This window comes from Hippea alviniae EP5-r (genome assembly GCF_000420385.1).
GTDB classification, from domain to species: Bacteria; Campylobacterota_A; Desulfurellia; order Desulfurellales; family Hippeaceae; genus Hippea; species Hippea alviniae.
The window spans coordinates 624,966-639,741 of sequence record NZ_ATUV01000001.1; the positions used below are offsets into that span (position 1 = coordinate 624,966).

Here is a 14,776-nt window from a genome sequence, read left to right on the forward strand (position 1 = left end):
TAATATAGAATACAACAAGAGAAGTGTCAACGCATTATTCTTCTATGATTTTATCAACGACTTCTCCTATAGCTTTCAACTCTTTCATTAAATTGCAAAACTCTTCTATTGTCAACTGCTGAGCGGCATCGGACACTGCTATCTGTGGATTGTAATGAACTTCTATCAGTAATCCATCTGCACCTGCTGCTATTGCTGCCCTTGACAATGCCGGAACATAGTCCCTTTTACCTGCAGCATGAGACGGATCTATGATTACAGGTAAATGCGTCTCTTTTTTCAAAACTGGAACGGCAGATATGTCAAGTGTGTTTCTTGTTGCCGTTTCGAATGTTCTTATACCCCTTTCACATAGGATAACATCTGCATTGCCTTCGCTCATTATATATTCTGCACTCATCAAGAACTCCTGAATCGTCGTTGCCATACCCCTTTTAAGTAAAACTGGTTTGTCGGTTTTTCCAACTTCTTTGAGCAGTGCGAAGTTTTGAATGTTTCTTGCACCAATCTGCAACACATCTGCATATTTAAGCACAACATCTAAATCTCTTGGGTTCATAACTTCTGTTACAACGGGCATTCCTGTCTCTTCTGATGCTTCTTTTAAAATCTTTAGCCCTTCTTCACCCAATCCCTGGAAGCTGTAAGGTGATGTTCTTGGTTTGAATGCACCACCTCTTAACATGTGGGCTGAACATTTTTTTATGCCCAGAGCTGTTGTCATAACCTGTTCTCTGTTCTCAACCGAGCATGGACCAGCAATTACGGTGAATCTATTTCCACCTATTTTGACACCGTTTACATCAATGATTGTGTCTGAGTCTCTATGTTCTCGTGATGCTAACTTGTAAGGTTTAGATACCCTATGGACGCTTTCAACAGCTTTGTCAAGGGATAATACGGCAATCAAATCCAAATTCTCTGTTTTTGAGTCTATGTCGCCTATTACACCTATAACCGTTTTTGTGCTACCCTTTGATATGTGGGCTTTAAGCTCTAAGCTTTCAATCTTCTCCTTTAGTCTTTGAATGTCTTCTTCTTTTGCTGTTGATTTCATTACAATTATCATTTTTACACCTCCCAATTAGAATTTCGGCCAATAAAAAAAGCCGTTTGGGTTGACCATCCTTGGGATAGCCTACCCAAACGGCTCGAAAACTAACAAGCTCCGTTTAAATAGACTATCCCCCTCCTTTGAAAAACCAATAATAATAGTTAAATGTATAAAAATAACCCTTGAAACTTTTAGCCAATCCCATCATAGTGCAACCCTTATAGCACAAAGATTAAGTAATTGCAAGTTATTTTTTGCTTTGTGTTTGATACAGAGCATCAAGATATTTACTTAAAATTTTGTTGAGCTTTTTCATTATCTGGTTTATCTCTTCTTCCTTAAAAACCAAATGGAGTTGTCTAAAATCAACTCCTTTGTAAAAAAGAACACCATTTTCCAAAGATATCTCGTCGTCTAACAAACTTTTAAATAGCCAATCGTTTGCGAATGTTTTCTCTATTCTATCTGCAAAGTAGTTTAAGTCTGCCACAATTTTACTGTTTATGTTTCTTTTCATCTTACACCTTCTTAACAATACATAGCGCAGATAGATTACCAGATTTTACTTCAAAATCAATATGTTTGACTATCAATGTGCACTTTTGCTATAAAAACCAACGGAGAGGTGGCCGAGCGGTCGAAGGCGGCTGACTCGAAATCAGCTGTACGCATTAGGCGTACCGCGGGTTCGAATCCCGCCCTCTCCGCCAGTTTAATCTAATCCCTTTTGTTTATATTAAAAGTGTTGTAAAAACAGGTAAAAAGGAGGACAAAATGAACAAAAGCGAGGAAAAATTCAAAGAGTGGCTCGATAGCAAAAAGTATCCTTATATCTATGTAGATCAAGGTACAGATACTTTCTCCAATTTTTTCAAAGATTTTACTAAAAGACCGGATTTTTTGGTGATTGTTAGAAATTTTGGAATAATAGCAGTAGATGTAAAAGAAAAAAACAATAGAGAATACAAAGATTTCATATTAGATGAAGAAGAAGTAAAAAAATATTTAGCGTTCGAGAGAATAACTAAATTACCGGTATGGTTTGTGTTTTGCAGAAGAGAGGAAGAATATAAGAACTGGTACTGGATTTCACTTTCCAAAGTTTTAGAATGTTCCATTAAAAAAAGTCAGGCTAGTGGTGATGAGTTCAGAGCTATCAATTCTTCAGACTGTATAATTATTCAAGTAGGTAGAGGCGATGGTTTATCTCGTCTTATGGATGATATGATGTAGAGAAAATAGGAGTAATCTATAATTAAATACAATTAAACAAAAACGAAGCAAAAAACCAACTAAAACAAGATAAAAAGTTTTTCTTTTCTCTTAATAAAACGGCAGAAATAAGCGTAGGAAGAAAACAAAAATAGGTAAAACATCAAAATTTAAATCTACGGCTTTATGTTGTTTTTAAGAATAACTTGAAGTTAAATAACCACAATCGGAGGTTTAAGAAACTGGCGGAGAGGGAGGGATTCGAACCCTCGGTGCAGGTTTTAGCCCACACACTCGCTTAGCAGGCGAGCGCCTTCAGCCAGCTCGGCCACCTCTCCAAAAAATAAATGGCGGAGGAGGTAGGATTCGAACCCACGGTACCCTTGCGGGTACAACGGCTTTCAAGGCCGCCGCCTTAAGCCAGACTCGGCCACTCCTCCGTCGCTGAAATAAATAACACATTTACCCTGATTTTTCAAGTGGTTAACTAAAGCATTTTGACGATTTTGTAATCCGTTGTTCTGAGTGCAGGTTTAAAGCCAGCTTTCTTTATGCACCTTGCTATCTCATCAACGGAAGCTTCAGCTCTAAAGCCAGCCTGTCTCATTACATTCTCTTCAACGAGCATACTGCCCATATCATTTGCGCCAAAGTGCAAAGCCACTTCTCCCACATCTTTGCCTTGAGATGCCCACGAAGCCTGAATATTGTCAAAATTGTCAAGATAGATTCTCGCTATAGCAACAATTTTCAAATAATCAATACCACTTACGCTTCTTTCAACCCTTTTACCCAACTCGTTATTCTCTTTTTTAAAATCCCAGGCTATAAACGCTGTAAAACCGTGAGTTTTATCCTGAAGCTTGCGTATTCTATCTAAATGCTCAATTATGTCTTCTTCTGTCTCTATATGTCCAAACATCATCGTTGCCGTTGTTTTTATGCCATGCTCATGTGCCTTTTGCATTATTTCAAGCCATCTGTCGGTGCTTATCTTTTTGGGTGAAATCTCTCTTCTTACCCTTTCTGTTAAAATCTCAGCTCCACCACCCGGCATTGTCGTTAAGCCTGCATTTTTTAAATCTTCGAATACCTCATCAACGCTTTTTTGAGAAATTTTACACATAAGGTCTATCTCGGGTGGTGAAAACGCATGAACATGAACGCTGCTTTTTGATAACTCCCTTACCAGATCGAGATAATACGAGTAAGGCAAATCGGGATTCAAACCGCCCTGGATAAGAGCCGTTGTTATACCTTTACTTTGTGCTTCTTCTATCTTTTTAATCAACTCATCTATGCTTAAAGTGTAAGCATCCGGGTCGTTCTTTTTTCTGTAAAAGGCACAGAAAGAGCAGCCAACATAACAGATGTTCGTATAGTTTATGTTCGTGTCGAGTATGAATGTAACTATATCCGATGGCTGTTTTTTAAACCTTATTCTGTTTGCCAATCTGCCAAGTTCTAAAAAATCGCCGTTTTTTAGAAGCTCAACACCTTCATTCAGATTGATTCTTTCGAAGTTTTCTATCTTCTTGTATATTTTTTCTATCAATTGAACACCTCTATCTCGTTGTATAGGGCATCCCTTTCGACAGGAACAAAACCTGCGTTTTTTATTAGATTTACCATCTGTTCTTTTGCTAAGCCCAGCGGGCTTTTTGCGCCTGCAGCATGAGTTACCCTTTCTTGACCTATTGTGCCGTCTATGTCATCTGCACCGAAATGCAAACCAATCTGACCTATTTTTGGCGATAGCATAACCCAATAGGCTTTTATGTGTGGGAAGTTGTCGAGTATTATCCTTGAGAGCGCAAGCACTTTCAACTCCTTTACTGCATCGACTTTCTCAATTTTACCTTCAAGCGGCGTATTTGCAGGATGAAAGCTCAAAGGTATAAAACATAAAAAACCCGGGTGTTCTTCCTGGAGTTTTCTTAATTTAAACAGATGGTCGATGATTTCGTCGTCTGTCTCTATATGGCCAAAAAGCAGAGTGGCATTTGTCGGTATATTCAATTTATGTGCTATTGCATGGACTTCAGCCCACTTCTCATAAGGTATTTTGTTTGGATAGAGCTTTTTTCTTACCCTTTCTGAGAAAACTTCAGCTCCACCCCCGGGCATTGAGTCAAGCCCTGCCCTTTTTAACTCCTTTAACACACCTTCGTAATCAAGCCCTGAAAGTTTCGAGAAGTAGTCAATCTCAACAGCGGTAAAAGCCTTTACATTAACATTTGGAAAATGCTTTTTTATACTTGAAACCATATCAAGGTAATATGAGAAGGGTTTTGTCGGATGGAGGCCGCCAACTATATGCACTTCCCTTATACCTTCTGGCATTTGTGATATCTCTTCGATTATCTTATCAACTTCCATCGTGTATGCATCAGGTTCGTCTCCGTTTCTATAAAACGCACAGAATTTACACTTAGATACACAAAGGTTCGTATAATTTATATGCTTGTTGAAAACAAAATAGACCTTTTTGCCTGTTTTTTTAAGCTTAATCTTTCTTGCAAGCCTACCAATCTCTATCAAATCGTTGCTTCTTAGAATTGCTTTTGCGTCTTCAAAATTTAGCGCCTGGTTATTGTCTATTTTTTCTTCAATCTCTCTCAAATCACTCATTTATAAACTTCTCCACTTGTTTTAGTATTGTATCCTTTATTCTGTTTAAATTTTCTTCTGTATCTGCTTCAAATCTTAGAACAAGGACGGGCTGTGTGTTGCTCGCTCTTAGGAGTCCGAATCCGTAGTCCGTTTTAAACCTTACACCGTCGATTGTATTTATCTGTTTTATGCCCAACTTATCACCGTTTTCCTTTAAATATGCCTTTATACTTTCTATAACCTTCTGTTTTTTGTCTTCTGGACAGTCTATTCTTATCTCTGGCGTGTTGTAAACTTTTGGCAGGTTGTTTTTCCACTCTATAAGGTCTAACTTCTCTCTTGTGATTATCTCAACAAGTCTTAACGATACATAAATCGCATCGTCATAGCCGAAATATCTATCGCCCATAAATATGTGCCCACTCATCTCTCCGGCTAAAGGAGCGTTTTCTTCCTTCATTTTTGCCTTTATCAATGAATGGCCAGTTTTATACATTATTGGATTGCAGCCTGCTTCTTCCATTTTCTTGAATATGGCATCTGAACATTTGACATCAGCAACAACTTTGACGCCTTTCTGGGTTTTTGCCAAATCTTCGGCAAGAAGAAGTAAAAGTTGGTCGCCCCACAATATATCGCCATTTTTTAAGACAACACCTATTCTGTCTCCATCTCCGTCGTATCCTATGCCTATATCATAACCTTCTTCGGCTAAAACCTTTTTTAAATCAACCAGGTTTTTCTCAACTGTTGGGTCTGGATGATGATTGGGAAAGCTGCCGTCTGGTTCTATATATAAACCTTTTGTCTTATATCCCAAGCTTGTGAATATGTCGTATGCCACAAAACCTGCAACACCGTTTCCGGCATCAAGAACAACCTTTGGTTTCTCTTCTATATCTTTTAAATAGCCAAACTGAATCATCATAAACTCTTTGTATTTAGAAAGTATGTCAACTTCTTCCATAAGCTCTTCAGCTTCGCAGTTTTCATCTATCTCTAACTCTTTCATTATCTCATATATCTCTTGAATCTGGGAACCAAAAATCGTGTTTGTTTTTATTGAGAGTTTAAATCCGTTGTATTCAGAAGGGTTGTGAGATGCTGTTATCATGATACCGCCATCAACATCAAGGTTAAAAAGTGAAAAGTACTGAACTGGTGTTGGCACCATTCCTATATTTAAAACTGTGATGTTCTCGCAGTTCAACCCTTTGCTTAAAGCCTTTAGGATTTCAACAGATGAGCTTCTTGCATCATAACCAACACTTACTTTTCCTTTGCTTATATTTAGCTTATCTTTCAGATATTTGGCAAAGGCTATGCCCAATCCGAAGGCAAAATCCGTGTTTATGGTTTTGTTCCAGATTCCTCTTATATCATATTCACGAAAAACGCTTTTATCTACTTTCATAGTTTCCTCCGATAAAAATTTTGAGAACAATATTACATAAACCCAAGTTTTTTTCAAATATTAAAACAGACAATTGAAGATGCTTGAAAATTTAACATTTTTTTGGACAAAAGTTAAATAGCTATTTCAATATTTAGAAATATTCTTTATGAAGTTAACAAAAGGATAAAAAACTTTATTGACACTTTATTTGTTTTTGAGTATATTAGACTTGAAAAATATTATAGGAGGTTGTTCAAATGCGCGACAAACTGGAAGAACTCAAAAAACTCGAAGAGCAGGCAGAGTTGGGTGGTGGTTTAGACCGTATTGAAAAACAGCATGCTCAGGGTAAATTAACTGCCCGTGAAAGAATTAAGTTATTACTCGACGAAGGCAGCTTTGTTGAGCTGGATAAGTTTGTTGTTCACAGATGCACTGACTTTGGTATGGAAAAGAAGAAAATCTTAGGCGATAGTGTCGTTACAGGTTATGGAACTATTGATGGAAGGCTTGTTTTTGTATTTAGTCAGGACTTTACGGTATTTGGTGGTTCTTTAAGTGGTGCTCATGCCAAGAAAATCTGCAAGATAATGGATTTGGCTGCAAAGGTTGGTGCACCTGTAATAGGATTGAATGACTCTGGTGGTGCAAGGATTCAGGAAGGTGTTGAGTCATTAGCTGGTTATGCAGATATATTCTTGAGAAATGTTTTAATGTCTGGCGTCATTCCGCAGATTTCAGTGATAATGGGTCCAACAGCTGGTGGTGCTGTCTATTCACCTGCTGTTACAGACTTTACTATAATGGTTAAAAATACAAGCTTTATGTTTATTACGGGTCCTGATGTTATTGAAGCTGTGACGGGCGAGAAGATAACAAAAGAAGACTTGGGTGGTGCTGAAGTTCATACTACAAAGACAAATGTTGCCCACTTTGCGGCAGAAAATGACGAAGATGCTTTGATGATAGTAAGAGAGCTTCTGCAGTTTATCCCACAAAACAATATGGAAGACCCACCATACAAGCCAACGGATGACCCACCAAACAGAAGAGAAGAGTCTATCTACGACTTAGTTCCAGCCGACCCAAACAAGCCATACAACATAAAGGACTTAATTAAAAAAGTTGTTGATGATAATTATTTCTTTGAGATTCAAGAGAATTATGCAAAAAATATCGTTATTGGATTTGCAAGATTGGGCGGAAGGAGTGTTGGTATAGTTGCTAATCAGCCGCAGTTCTTTGCTGGCGCTTTGGATTATAAAGCTGCTATTAAAGCTGCAAGATTCGTAAGATTCTGCGATGCTTTCAATATTCCTATCATAACATTCGAAGACCAGCCGGGATACATGCCAGGTGTTGCTCAAGAGCACAACGGCGTTATCGTTCATGGCGCAAAGTTGCTCTACGCATATGCTGAAGCTACAGTTCCAAAAATTACGCTCATCGTAAGAAAGGCATACGGTGGTGCATACGATGTTTTGGGTTCTAAGCACTTTAGGGCTGATGTAAACTATGCTTATCCAATAGCAGAGATTGCCGTTATGGGTCCTGATGGTGCTGTTAACATTCTTTACAGAAAAGAGCTTGCTGAAGCCGAAAATCCTGTTCAGAAGAAAGCTGAGCTTGTCCAAATGTACAGAGAGAAGTTTGCTAATCCTTATGTTGCTGCTGGTTTGGGTTATATTGATGAGATTATCGATCCTGCGGATACAAGGCTTAAACTTATACAGGCATTGGAGATGACAAAGAATAAGAGAGAATCTAATCCACAGAAGAAACACGGAAATATTCCGCTATAAAAGATAGGAGGCAATTATGGCTAAGTATAAAGAGTTTAAAAAGGTTTTGATAGCCAACAGAGGAGAAATAGCTATCAGGGTTGCCAGAGCCTGCAGAAAGATGGGCATTGAGACGGTTGCTGTTTATTCTGAAGTTGACAGAAATGCTCTGCATGTAAGGTATGCCGATGAAGCATACTATATAGGTCCACCTGCGCCTGCTGAGTCATACTTAAATATAGAGAAAATTGTTGAAGTTGCCGTTAAGTCTGGCTGCGATGCGGTCCATCCGGGATACGGCTTCTTGAGTGAAAATTCCGAGTTTGTTAAAGCATGTGAAGAGGCTGGTATAACATTTATTGGACCTAATACTGAGTCAATGTATATTTTGGGTGATAAAACAAGAGCTCGCCAGAGAATGATAGAAGCTGGAGTTCCTGTTGTTCCTGGAACCAAGGACCCTGTTGAGAGTCTTGAGCATGCTCTAAAAATAGCTGAAGAAGTAGGCTATCCGATTATGTTTAAAGCTTCAGCCGGCGGTGGTGGTAAGGGAATGAGATTGATTCGTTCGGCTGAAGAGTTTAAAGAAGTTTATGACTTAGCTAAAGGTGAAGCTTTAAGTGCATTTGGCGACGATAGAATGTATATTGAAAAAGCCATAGAGAAACCAAGGCATGTTGAGATTCAGATTGCACGGGACAAACATGGAAATGCGATTCATCTGTTTGAAAGGGAGTGTTCAATCCAGAGAAGACATCAGAAGGTTATAGAAGAGTCTCCATCTATGGCAATTAACGACGAAGTAAGACATAAGATGGGCGAAGCTGCTATAAGAGCTGTTGCTGCTGCAAACTATGATAGCGTTGGAACGGTTGAGTTCTTGGTTGACAAGGATATGAACTTCTATTTTCTTGAAGTTAATACAAGACTTCAGGTTGAGCATCCTGTTACGGAGATGGTAACAGGAATAGATATCGTCAAACTCCAGATAGAGATAGCAGAAGGTAAACCTATTCCGTTTAAACAAGAAGATATAAAACAGGTTGGACATGCCATAGAGTGCCGAATCTATGCAGAAGACCCAGATAATAACTTCATGCCTTCACCAGGTATGATTACAGGTTTAAGGATGCCCGGAGGTCCTGGAGTTAGAGTTGATAGCGGAGTTTACTCAAGGGGTGAAGTGCCACTCTATTACGACCCAATGGTCGCAAAGTTGATAGTTTGGGATACAGATAGGCAAAATGCTATAGCCAGAATGAAGAGAGCGCTAAAAGAGTTTGTAGTTAAAGGCATAAAAACAACGATTCCATTCCATCAAAAGGTCTTAAGAAACGAAAACTTTATAAAGGGTAATATAAGCACTGATTTCATAGATAAAGAAGTTTTGGCTGAACCACAGAAAAGAGAAGGTTCAGTTGAGGTTGCTATAGCAGCAGCGGCAATTAAGGAGTATCTAAGAGAGAAAGAGTTAGCAAGAAAGGTGCTTGAATTTAAAGAGACCTGCTCTTATGGTAGTCCATGGAAAGAAGCGGGAAGAAGGGCAGCTATGTACGGAGTTAGTTTTGGTGATATTTATAAATATTCAACCTAAAAAGGAAGGAGTGAAAAGATGTATATAGCAACGCTTGACAATGTTGAGTATAAAGTTGAAGTAAAAGAGCTGGATGAAGGTAAATACGAAGTGATAATAGATGATAAGTCTTATATAGTTGATGCTCAGTTATCTGAAATTAGCGTTTATTCTCTGATAGTTAATGGAAAATCGTTTGAGGTTGACTTAGATTACAAAGATGGAATTTACCATGTTTATAACGAAGGTGACCTGTTCAAAATTGAAGTTATGGATGAATTAAAGAAGAGAATGCTTGAGAAACGAGGCGGTGCTGGTGGTCTTGAAGGTGCATACACTGTTAAGAGTGAGATGCCCGGTAAGGTTGTTGAAGTTAAGGTCAAAGTTGATGATGAAGTTAAAGAAGGCGATGTGCTCCTGATTCTTGAGTCGATGAAGATGCAAAATGAAATAAAATCTCCAAAAGACGGAAAGGTTACAGAAGTCTTTGTTGAAGATGGTGAGACAATTGAAGCTGATGCAAAACTTGTAACAATCGAGTAAAGAAAAAGTTTATTCTTGGGCAGGTTTTTAGCCTGCCCTTTTCTATTTCTATTTTTTAGGGTTCAAATACTGCAACAGGTTTAAATTTTCCGTCTTTTACCTGCCGTAAGACGATAGTCCTTTTAACTATTCCGTTCTTTATTATTATTTTTCCAGTTATGCCATAAAATGTTGTATTTCTCGCAAATTGTGCAACCTTTTGAGGGTTTTCATCACCTTTTTCTATAGCTTTTACGAGTAGTAGATAGGCATCAGCTGCTAAAGCTTCGGGGGAATCTGGAAGTCTATTGTATCTTTTTCTAAATAGAGAAATAAATTTTCTACTTTCTTGCGTTTGTGGAATTAATGGGTCGAAGTCGTCTGTAAATATTAATCCTTCTGCGGCTCTACCCGCAATTTTTAGTAGGGCATAGGATGATGCTGCTGAACCAGCGAATGCGGGTATGTTGCACTTTATCATTCTCAAATCCCTAAGTATCAGCGCAATAGATGGATAGTATGTTGTAAAATATACAAAATCAGCATTTGAGCTCTTTATTTGTGCTGCAAGAGCACTGAAGTCTGTGTCTGAACTTGAAATATAGAATATTTCACTAATTTCCCCACCTATTTTTTTAAATGAATTTATAAAATCCTTTGCGAGGTCAACGGAGTAATCTTGGCTTAAATCTTCTACAATAACACCCTTTTTTTTGCCAGATGAGTATATGTAGTTCGCCATAACCTTAGCTTGTTGCTGATTGCTAAAGCAGACGCGAGAAATAAAGCTCTTTCCTTTCGTTAGTCCTTTTGCGTTTGCGGTTGGTATGACATCTACTACCTTAGCCTTTTCAAATATAGGTATGGCAGATAAGGCAGCGAAACTTGCAACAGGCCCTACAACAAACTTAACTCTTTCATCTACAAGTTTTTCCGCTGCAAGCGCCGCACCTTCAGGCTTACTTGCTACGTCTTCAAGAAGTAAATCAATGTTCTTTTTGTTAACTTTTTTTATCATTTCATGTGCCATCTTTATACCTTGCCACTCTACCCTACCCCAAGCAGCAACGGGTCCTGTCATGGACAAGTAAACCCCAACTTTGATATTCGATTCTGCCATTGATGGTAAAGAGAAAGTAAGGATTAACAGAAAAATGCCTACGATAAGTCTTCCCATCTCTGTTCTCCTTTCATTGTTAAGTGTCTTTAAAAGAAAAATTAACAATTGTTATTATACAGTTAAGCCTTCTACTGTCAAGCTTAAATTTTTGACTCTGTTGTATTTCAAAGTATAATTGACTATAATGAATAGAAGAAGGTCTATATCTTTGTCATTTATAATAGCACTGTTTGTGCTATTATATGGTACTTTAGCGTTGATCGTTCTTGAAGTTGTTCTTCATAAATCCCTAAGTGATGCTTTTATAAAAAACTCTAAAGTTATAAGAAATAATTACATAAATTTGAGAAAAAAAGAGGTCAAAGGTAGTGTTTTAAAAACGATTGAATTTATAGCAACTCAATACAGTTATTCAAGATATAGGGTGAGAGAAGTTATACGAAAAGAAGCGTTTAACCAGAAAGAGAGAGTTGACGATTTGTTGAAACTTTTGGGAGATAGAGACTTTTTTAAGTATGTAAAATTGTTTACTGAAGGCAGTTTTCTCTACGATTGTGGGAAATTTGCAGTTTTAGTAGAGACGGGAAACTATATAAATGAGTATAATATTACTTTAACAGAAGAAACAAGAAAAACATTTATGCTAAAAGCGGATACAGAAGATGAATTTTTCGTAGATGGTAAAATGGCAAACGGTAACAAGTTTGTTGGTTATGCTGTATTTTTACCGGAGTTAAATGCCTATATTATGGCTTATGTGAATCTTGATAGATATAATAGATGGGTTAAAAACAGTGTGATTTTTAATATAGAGAAGACCAATGGTGTTGTGAATGAGAACAACTATATTTTTATTAACACTATGGATGGAGAAGCTATAATAACGAACAATAAAGTAATAAATGATGGCAGGAAGTTGTGGCAAGTCAGCAAAGTTCCCAAAAAAGCAAAGGAAGTTTTTAAGAAAGAGTTGAAAGCCTGCGAAAAAGGTGGCGGATTTATAGAGTATTCGTGGATAGAACCGAAAACAGGAAAGGTTGAAAGAAAAATCTCTTACATCGGATGTTTTGCCGATTGGGGATGGATAATTGGTGAAGGGTTTTATATTGATGAAGCTAACGCTGTGATAGGTAACATAAACAATAGGCTCAAGCAGAGCATTATCACTGTTGAAAGGGGCTTTTTTGTTCTTCTTATTATTGGGATTATTATTGTAGCCGGGATTGCATGGGTATCTTTTAATATTACAAAAAGAAAGATTGAAAACCTGCTGCATGAAATTGAAGATGCATTTAAAAATAATTCTATATTGAATCAAGAAAAATACAAAATAAAAGAGATAGAGAAATTTACTCGCTATATAAATCTTGCTTTGCTCAAATTTAGAGATTATGAGAATGAGTTTCTTGAAGCCTTCATAAAAGCGACAGAAGCAAGAGACCCTTACACCAAAGGCCACTCTCAAAGGGTTGCCTTCTATTCAAAGATAATAGCAAAGAAGTTGGGTATGTCAGAGTCAAAACAGGAAGAGCTTTACAGAGCAGGCCTTTTGCATGATATAGGCAAAATTGGTGTCCCTGATAACATACTTCTAAAACCGGGAAGGTTAACAAAAAATGAGTATAAGATTATTCAATACCATCCTATCTTCTCATATCAAATAGTGGCAAACATATCGAGATTCAAAGAGATGGCAAATTATATAAAACACCATCATGAGCGGTGTGATGGCAGTGGATACCCAGATGGACTTAAATGTGATGAGATAGAAATAGAAGCAAAAATCCTTGCTATTGCAGATGTATTTGATGCCTTGACATCAAAAAGGCCATATAGAGATAAATTATCTCCAGAAAAAGCTATAGAAATAATGAAAAAAGAGAAATTAGACCAAGATATTCTCTCAAAGGTTGAAAATGAACTCATAGAGAACTGCATACTCGAAGAGACAAAAGAAGTCGATGCAGAGATAGAAGAAGTTGACAGAATAAGAAACGAAATCTTCGATATAGATTACAAAACAGGATTAAAGAGAAGAAGGGTTTTGATAGAGAAAGCAAAACAGTTTCAATCAAATAACGAACCGTTTGCAATGTTTATGATTTATTTAAGGGATATGGCTTTTTTAAACTATGAATTTCCACCCGATGCAGTTGATAAGGTTATCTATTTAATAACAGAATATATCGTAAAAACACTCGAAGAGATGGGCTATTCAGAAGAGTATGCTTCAAGGGCTTATGAAGATGCATTTCTGTTTATAGTAAGACAAGAAGGAGAGAAGTGGTTTAATAGGCTTGAAAAGTTAAAGGATGCAATAGAAAAAGATATAAAGAAGATAGTGGAAGACAACTCAGAACTTAAAAGCTTTGTGGATGAAAGAAATGAGAGTATAGTTCATTTTGTAAAGATAGAAGTGTCGTATCTCACCTATCCCTATGAAGCAAAGAGCTTTGAAGATGCCTTATACCTGCTGCTACTAAAGAGAAGAAAAAGTGTTGTTTAATCCCTTTGAGACAGATAATACAGCTGGTCAAATATCTTGCTTTTTAACTCTATGTCATTTGTATTTTTTAAGATATACTCGAATATAGCTTCTGCCTTGTCAAAGTTTCCAAGCAGCTCATATCCAACAGCCACATCATACATCAACCTGTAATCTGTGTTGTATTTTAGCATCTTTTCAAGCTCCGTTTCGCTAAAGTTCCCAGATTGAAGGGCATCTAAGAATTTTTTAACATCGTCTTTTTCTGTTTTTGGCTTTAATATCTCAACCTTGAATGTAAACGGATGCGGGAAAAAGTCCTTTATAAAAGCATCAGCTATCTTCATAGCCTGCATCTTCTGTAAATATTTTATTTCGTTTTGAGATACCTTATAAACAGAAGGCTTACTGCTGTAAGGTATGCTGCCAATAGAAGAGCATGCATCTGCTAAATCGCTCTGTGTGTATATCTTTTTGAATACATCAACACTTAATGTTGCTGTTGTGGTTATTGTTGCTCTCTGGCAGGTTATGTAAGTGTATAGCGGTTTGCACTTCTCTTGAATTTGATAGATTTTGTTTTTATACAAGTAATAGCCCTGCGGGTTTCTCAATGAGTTTGAGATATAATAATACAGTTTGCTTGTGATTTTATTCTCTTTTGAGCAGAACACTATGCCGTTTTTTGCCACGCAGGTTGCGGCAAAATACTCGCATCTTGGAATATCCTGGTAATTGATTTTAACCTTCTTTTTATAATTTATGATATTTATTCCGTTTTCAACCTTTCCAGAGACTATGCATGTTTTTCCTATTCTCTTTATAAGCAAACCATTCGACAATAACTTTTTGTATATAAAACTTCTTAATCCCACCGTGTCGCCTTTTATGTTGCCCAGCTTCACTGTTTTGCAGGTAAGGTTTTTATAATTTCCCTTTTTTATCATTTTAACTTTAACCGTCTCTGTTGTGCACGAAGAGATTAAAAACATTATCGCCACGATAAGGATTAGTCTCATT

Annotated in this window: 12 protein-coding genes and 3 tRNA genes; 6 read left to right on the top strand and 9 right to left on the bottom strand. The window is 37.2% G+C overall.

Going from position 1 to position 14,776, the window contains the following annotated elements; genetic code table 11:
* Positions 1-34: 34 nt before the first annotated feature.
* Both aroF and G415_RS0103365 read right to left on the bottom strand, forming a co-directional pair.
* On the bottom strand, positions 35-1,069 hold the full coding sequence (aroF, locus tag G415_RS0103360) for a 3-deoxy-7-phosphoheptulonate synthase (RefSeq protein WP_022670181.1): 1,035 nt from the start codon (positions 1,067-1,069) through the stop codon (positions 35-37).
* Between the two features lie 232 nt (positions 1,070-1,301).
* Positions 1,302-1,571 (bottom strand): hypothetical protein, encoded by a 270-nt coding sequence (locus tag G415_RS0103365; protein ID WP_022670182.1) that lies wholly within the window; start codon positions 1,569-1,571, stop codon positions 1,302-1,304.
* A gap of 102 nt (positions 1,572-1,673) precedes the next feature.
* Between G415_RS0103365 and G415_RS0103370 the strand changes: the two genes are divergently transcribed.
* Together G415_RS0103370 and G415_RS09670 are read left to right on the top strand one after the other, a co-directional pair.
* Positions 1,674-1,764 (top strand) — tRNA-Ser (locus G415_RS0103370).
* A gap of 64 nt (positions 1,765-1,828) precedes the next feature.
* The gene (locus tag G415_RS09670) at positions 1,829-2,287 is read left to right on the top strand and encodes a hypothetical protein (protein WP_022670183.1); all 459 of its coding nucleotides are present in this window, start codon (positions 1,829-1,831) and stop codon (positions 2,285-2,287) included.
* Between the two features lie 222 nt (positions 2,288-2,509).
* Here G415_RS09670 and G415_RS0103380 read toward each other — a convergent pair.
* The 5 genes from G415_RS0103380 to G415_RS0103400 all read right to left on the bottom strand — a co-directional run bounded on the left by G415_RS0103380 (position 2,510) and on the right by G415_RS0103400 (position 6,293).
* A tRNA-Ser gene (locus G415_RS0103380) sits at positions 2,510-2,604 on the bottom strand.
* A gap of 10 nt (positions 2,605-2,614) precedes the next feature.
* Positions 2,615-2,706: transfer RNA gene (locus G415_RS0103385), tRNA-Ser, on the bottom strand.
* A 47-nt stretch (positions 2,707-2,753) separates the two neighbouring features.
* A complete protein-coding gene (gene mqnC, locus G415_RS0103390) occupies positions 2,754-3,821 on the bottom strand; it encodes a cyclic dehypoxanthinyl futalosine synthase (protein WP_022670184.1) in 1,068 nt (355 codons plus the stop codon).
* Complete coding sequence (gene mqnE, locus G415_RS0103395; RefSeq protein WP_022670185.1) at positions 3,818-4,897, bottom strand: aminofutalosine synthase MqnE; 1,080 nt, start codon at positions 4,895-4,897, stop codon at positions 3,818-3,820. Before mqnE ends, mqnC begins: the two co-directional genes overlap by 4 nt.
* A complete protein-coding gene (locus G415_RS0103400; RefSeq protein ID WP_022670186.1) occupies positions 4,890-6,293 on the bottom strand; it encodes a phosphomannomutase/phosphoglucomutase in 1,404 nt (467 codons plus the stop codon). Before G415_RS0103400 ends, mqnE begins: the two co-directional genes overlap by 8 nt.
* A 239-nt stretch (positions 6,294-6,532) precedes the next feature.
* Between G415_RS0103400 and G415_RS0103405 the strand changes: the two genes are divergently transcribed.
* The 3 genes from G415_RS0103405 to G415_RS0103415 are packed head-to-tail and all read left to right on the top strand — an operon-like array spanning position 6,533 to position 10,172.
* Positions 6,533-8,077, top strand: a complete 1,545-nt coding sequence (locus G415_RS0103405; protein WP_022670187.1) for an acyl-CoA carboxylase subunit beta — start codon at positions 6,533-6,535, stop codon at positions 8,075-8,077.
* A 16-nt stretch (positions 8,078-8,093) separates the two neighbouring features.
* The gene (accC, locus tag G415_RS0103410; protein ID WP_022670188.1) at positions 8,094-9,650 is read left to right on the top strand and encodes an acetyl-CoA carboxylase biotin carboxylase subunit; all 1,557 of its coding nucleotides are present in this window, start codon (positions 8,094-8,096) and stop codon (positions 9,648-9,650) included.
* Positions 9,651-9,668: 18 nt separating this feature from the next.
* A complete protein-coding gene (locus tag G415_RS0103415; RefSeq protein WP_022670189.1) occupies positions 9,669-10,172 on the top strand; it encodes a biotin/lipoyl-containing protein in 504 nt (167 codons plus the stop codon).
* 55 nt (positions 10,173-10,227) lie between these two features.
* Here G415_RS0103415 and G415_RS0103420 read toward each other — a convergent pair whose 3' ends face one another.
* A complete protein-coding gene (locus G415_RS0103420; RefSeq protein ID WP_022670190.1) occupies positions 10,228-11,328 on the bottom strand; it encodes an ABC transporter substrate-binding protein in 1,101 nt (366 codons plus the stop codon).
* A 127-nt stretch (positions 11,329-11,455) separates the two neighbouring features.
* Between G415_RS0103420 and G415_RS10655 the strand changes: the two genes are divergently transcribed.
* Complete coding sequence (locus G415_RS10655; protein ID WP_051129534.1) at positions 11,456-13,777, top strand: HD domain-containing phosphohydrolase; 2,322 nt, start codon at positions 11,456-11,458, stop codon at positions 13,775-13,777.
* On the opposite strand, the gene G415_RS0103430 is transcribed toward G415_RS10655, so the two are convergent.
* Positions 13,774-14,775, bottom strand: a complete 1,002-nt coding sequence (locus G415_RS0103430; protein ID WP_022670192.1) for a hypothetical protein — start codon at positions 14,773-14,775, stop codon at positions 13,774-13,776. The genes G415_RS10655 and G415_RS0103430 overlap by 4 nt on opposite strands.
* Between the last annotated feature and the right edge of the window lies 1 nt (position 14,776).

Excerpts from the sequence above, each read along its gene's own strand:
- aroF (WP_022670181.1), bottom strand. The coding sequence starts at position 1,069 with ATGATAATTGTAATGAAATCAACAGCAAAAGAAGAAGACATTCAAAGA.
- G415_RS0103365 (WP_022670182.1), bottom strand. The coding sequence starts at position 1,571 with ATGAAAAGAAACATAAACAGTAAAATTGTGGCAGACTTAAACTACTTT.
- G415_RS09670 (WP_022670183.1), top strand. The coding sequence starts at position 1,829 with ATGAACAAAAGCGAGGAAAAATTCAAAGAGTGGCTCGATAGCAAAAAG.
- mqnE (WP_022670185.1), bottom strand. The coding sequence starts at position 4,897 with ATGAGTGATTTGAGAGAGATTGAAGAAAAAATAGACAATAACCAGGCG.
- G415_RS0103400 (WP_022670186.1), bottom strand. The coding sequence starts at position 6,293 with ATGAAAGTAGATAAAAGCGTTTTTCGTGAATATGATATAAGAGGAATC.
- G415_RS0103405 (WP_022670187.1), top strand. The coding sequence starts at position 6,533 with ATGCGCGACAAACTGGAAGAACTCAAAAAACTCGAAGAGCAGGCAGAG.
- accC (WP_022670188.1), top strand. The coding sequence starts at position 8,094 with ATGGCTAAGTATAAAGAGTTTAAAAAGGTTTTGATAGCCAACAGAGGA.
- G415_RS0103415 (WP_022670189.1), top strand. The coding sequence starts at position 9,669 with ATGTATATAGCAACGCTTGACAATGTTGAGTATAAAGTTGAAGTAAAA.
- G415_RS0103420 (WP_022670190.1), bottom strand. The coding sequence starts at position 11,328 with ATGGGAAGACTTATCGTAGGCATTTTTCTGTTAATCCTTACTTTCTCT.
- G415_RS10655 (WP_051129534.1), top strand. The coding sequence starts at position 11,456 with ATGAATAGAAGAAGGTCTATATCTTTGTCATTTATAATAGCACTGTTT.
- G415_RS0103430 (WP_022670192.1), bottom strand. The coding sequence starts at position 14,775 with ATGAGACTAATCCTTATCGTGGCGATAATGTTTTTAATCTCTTCGTGC.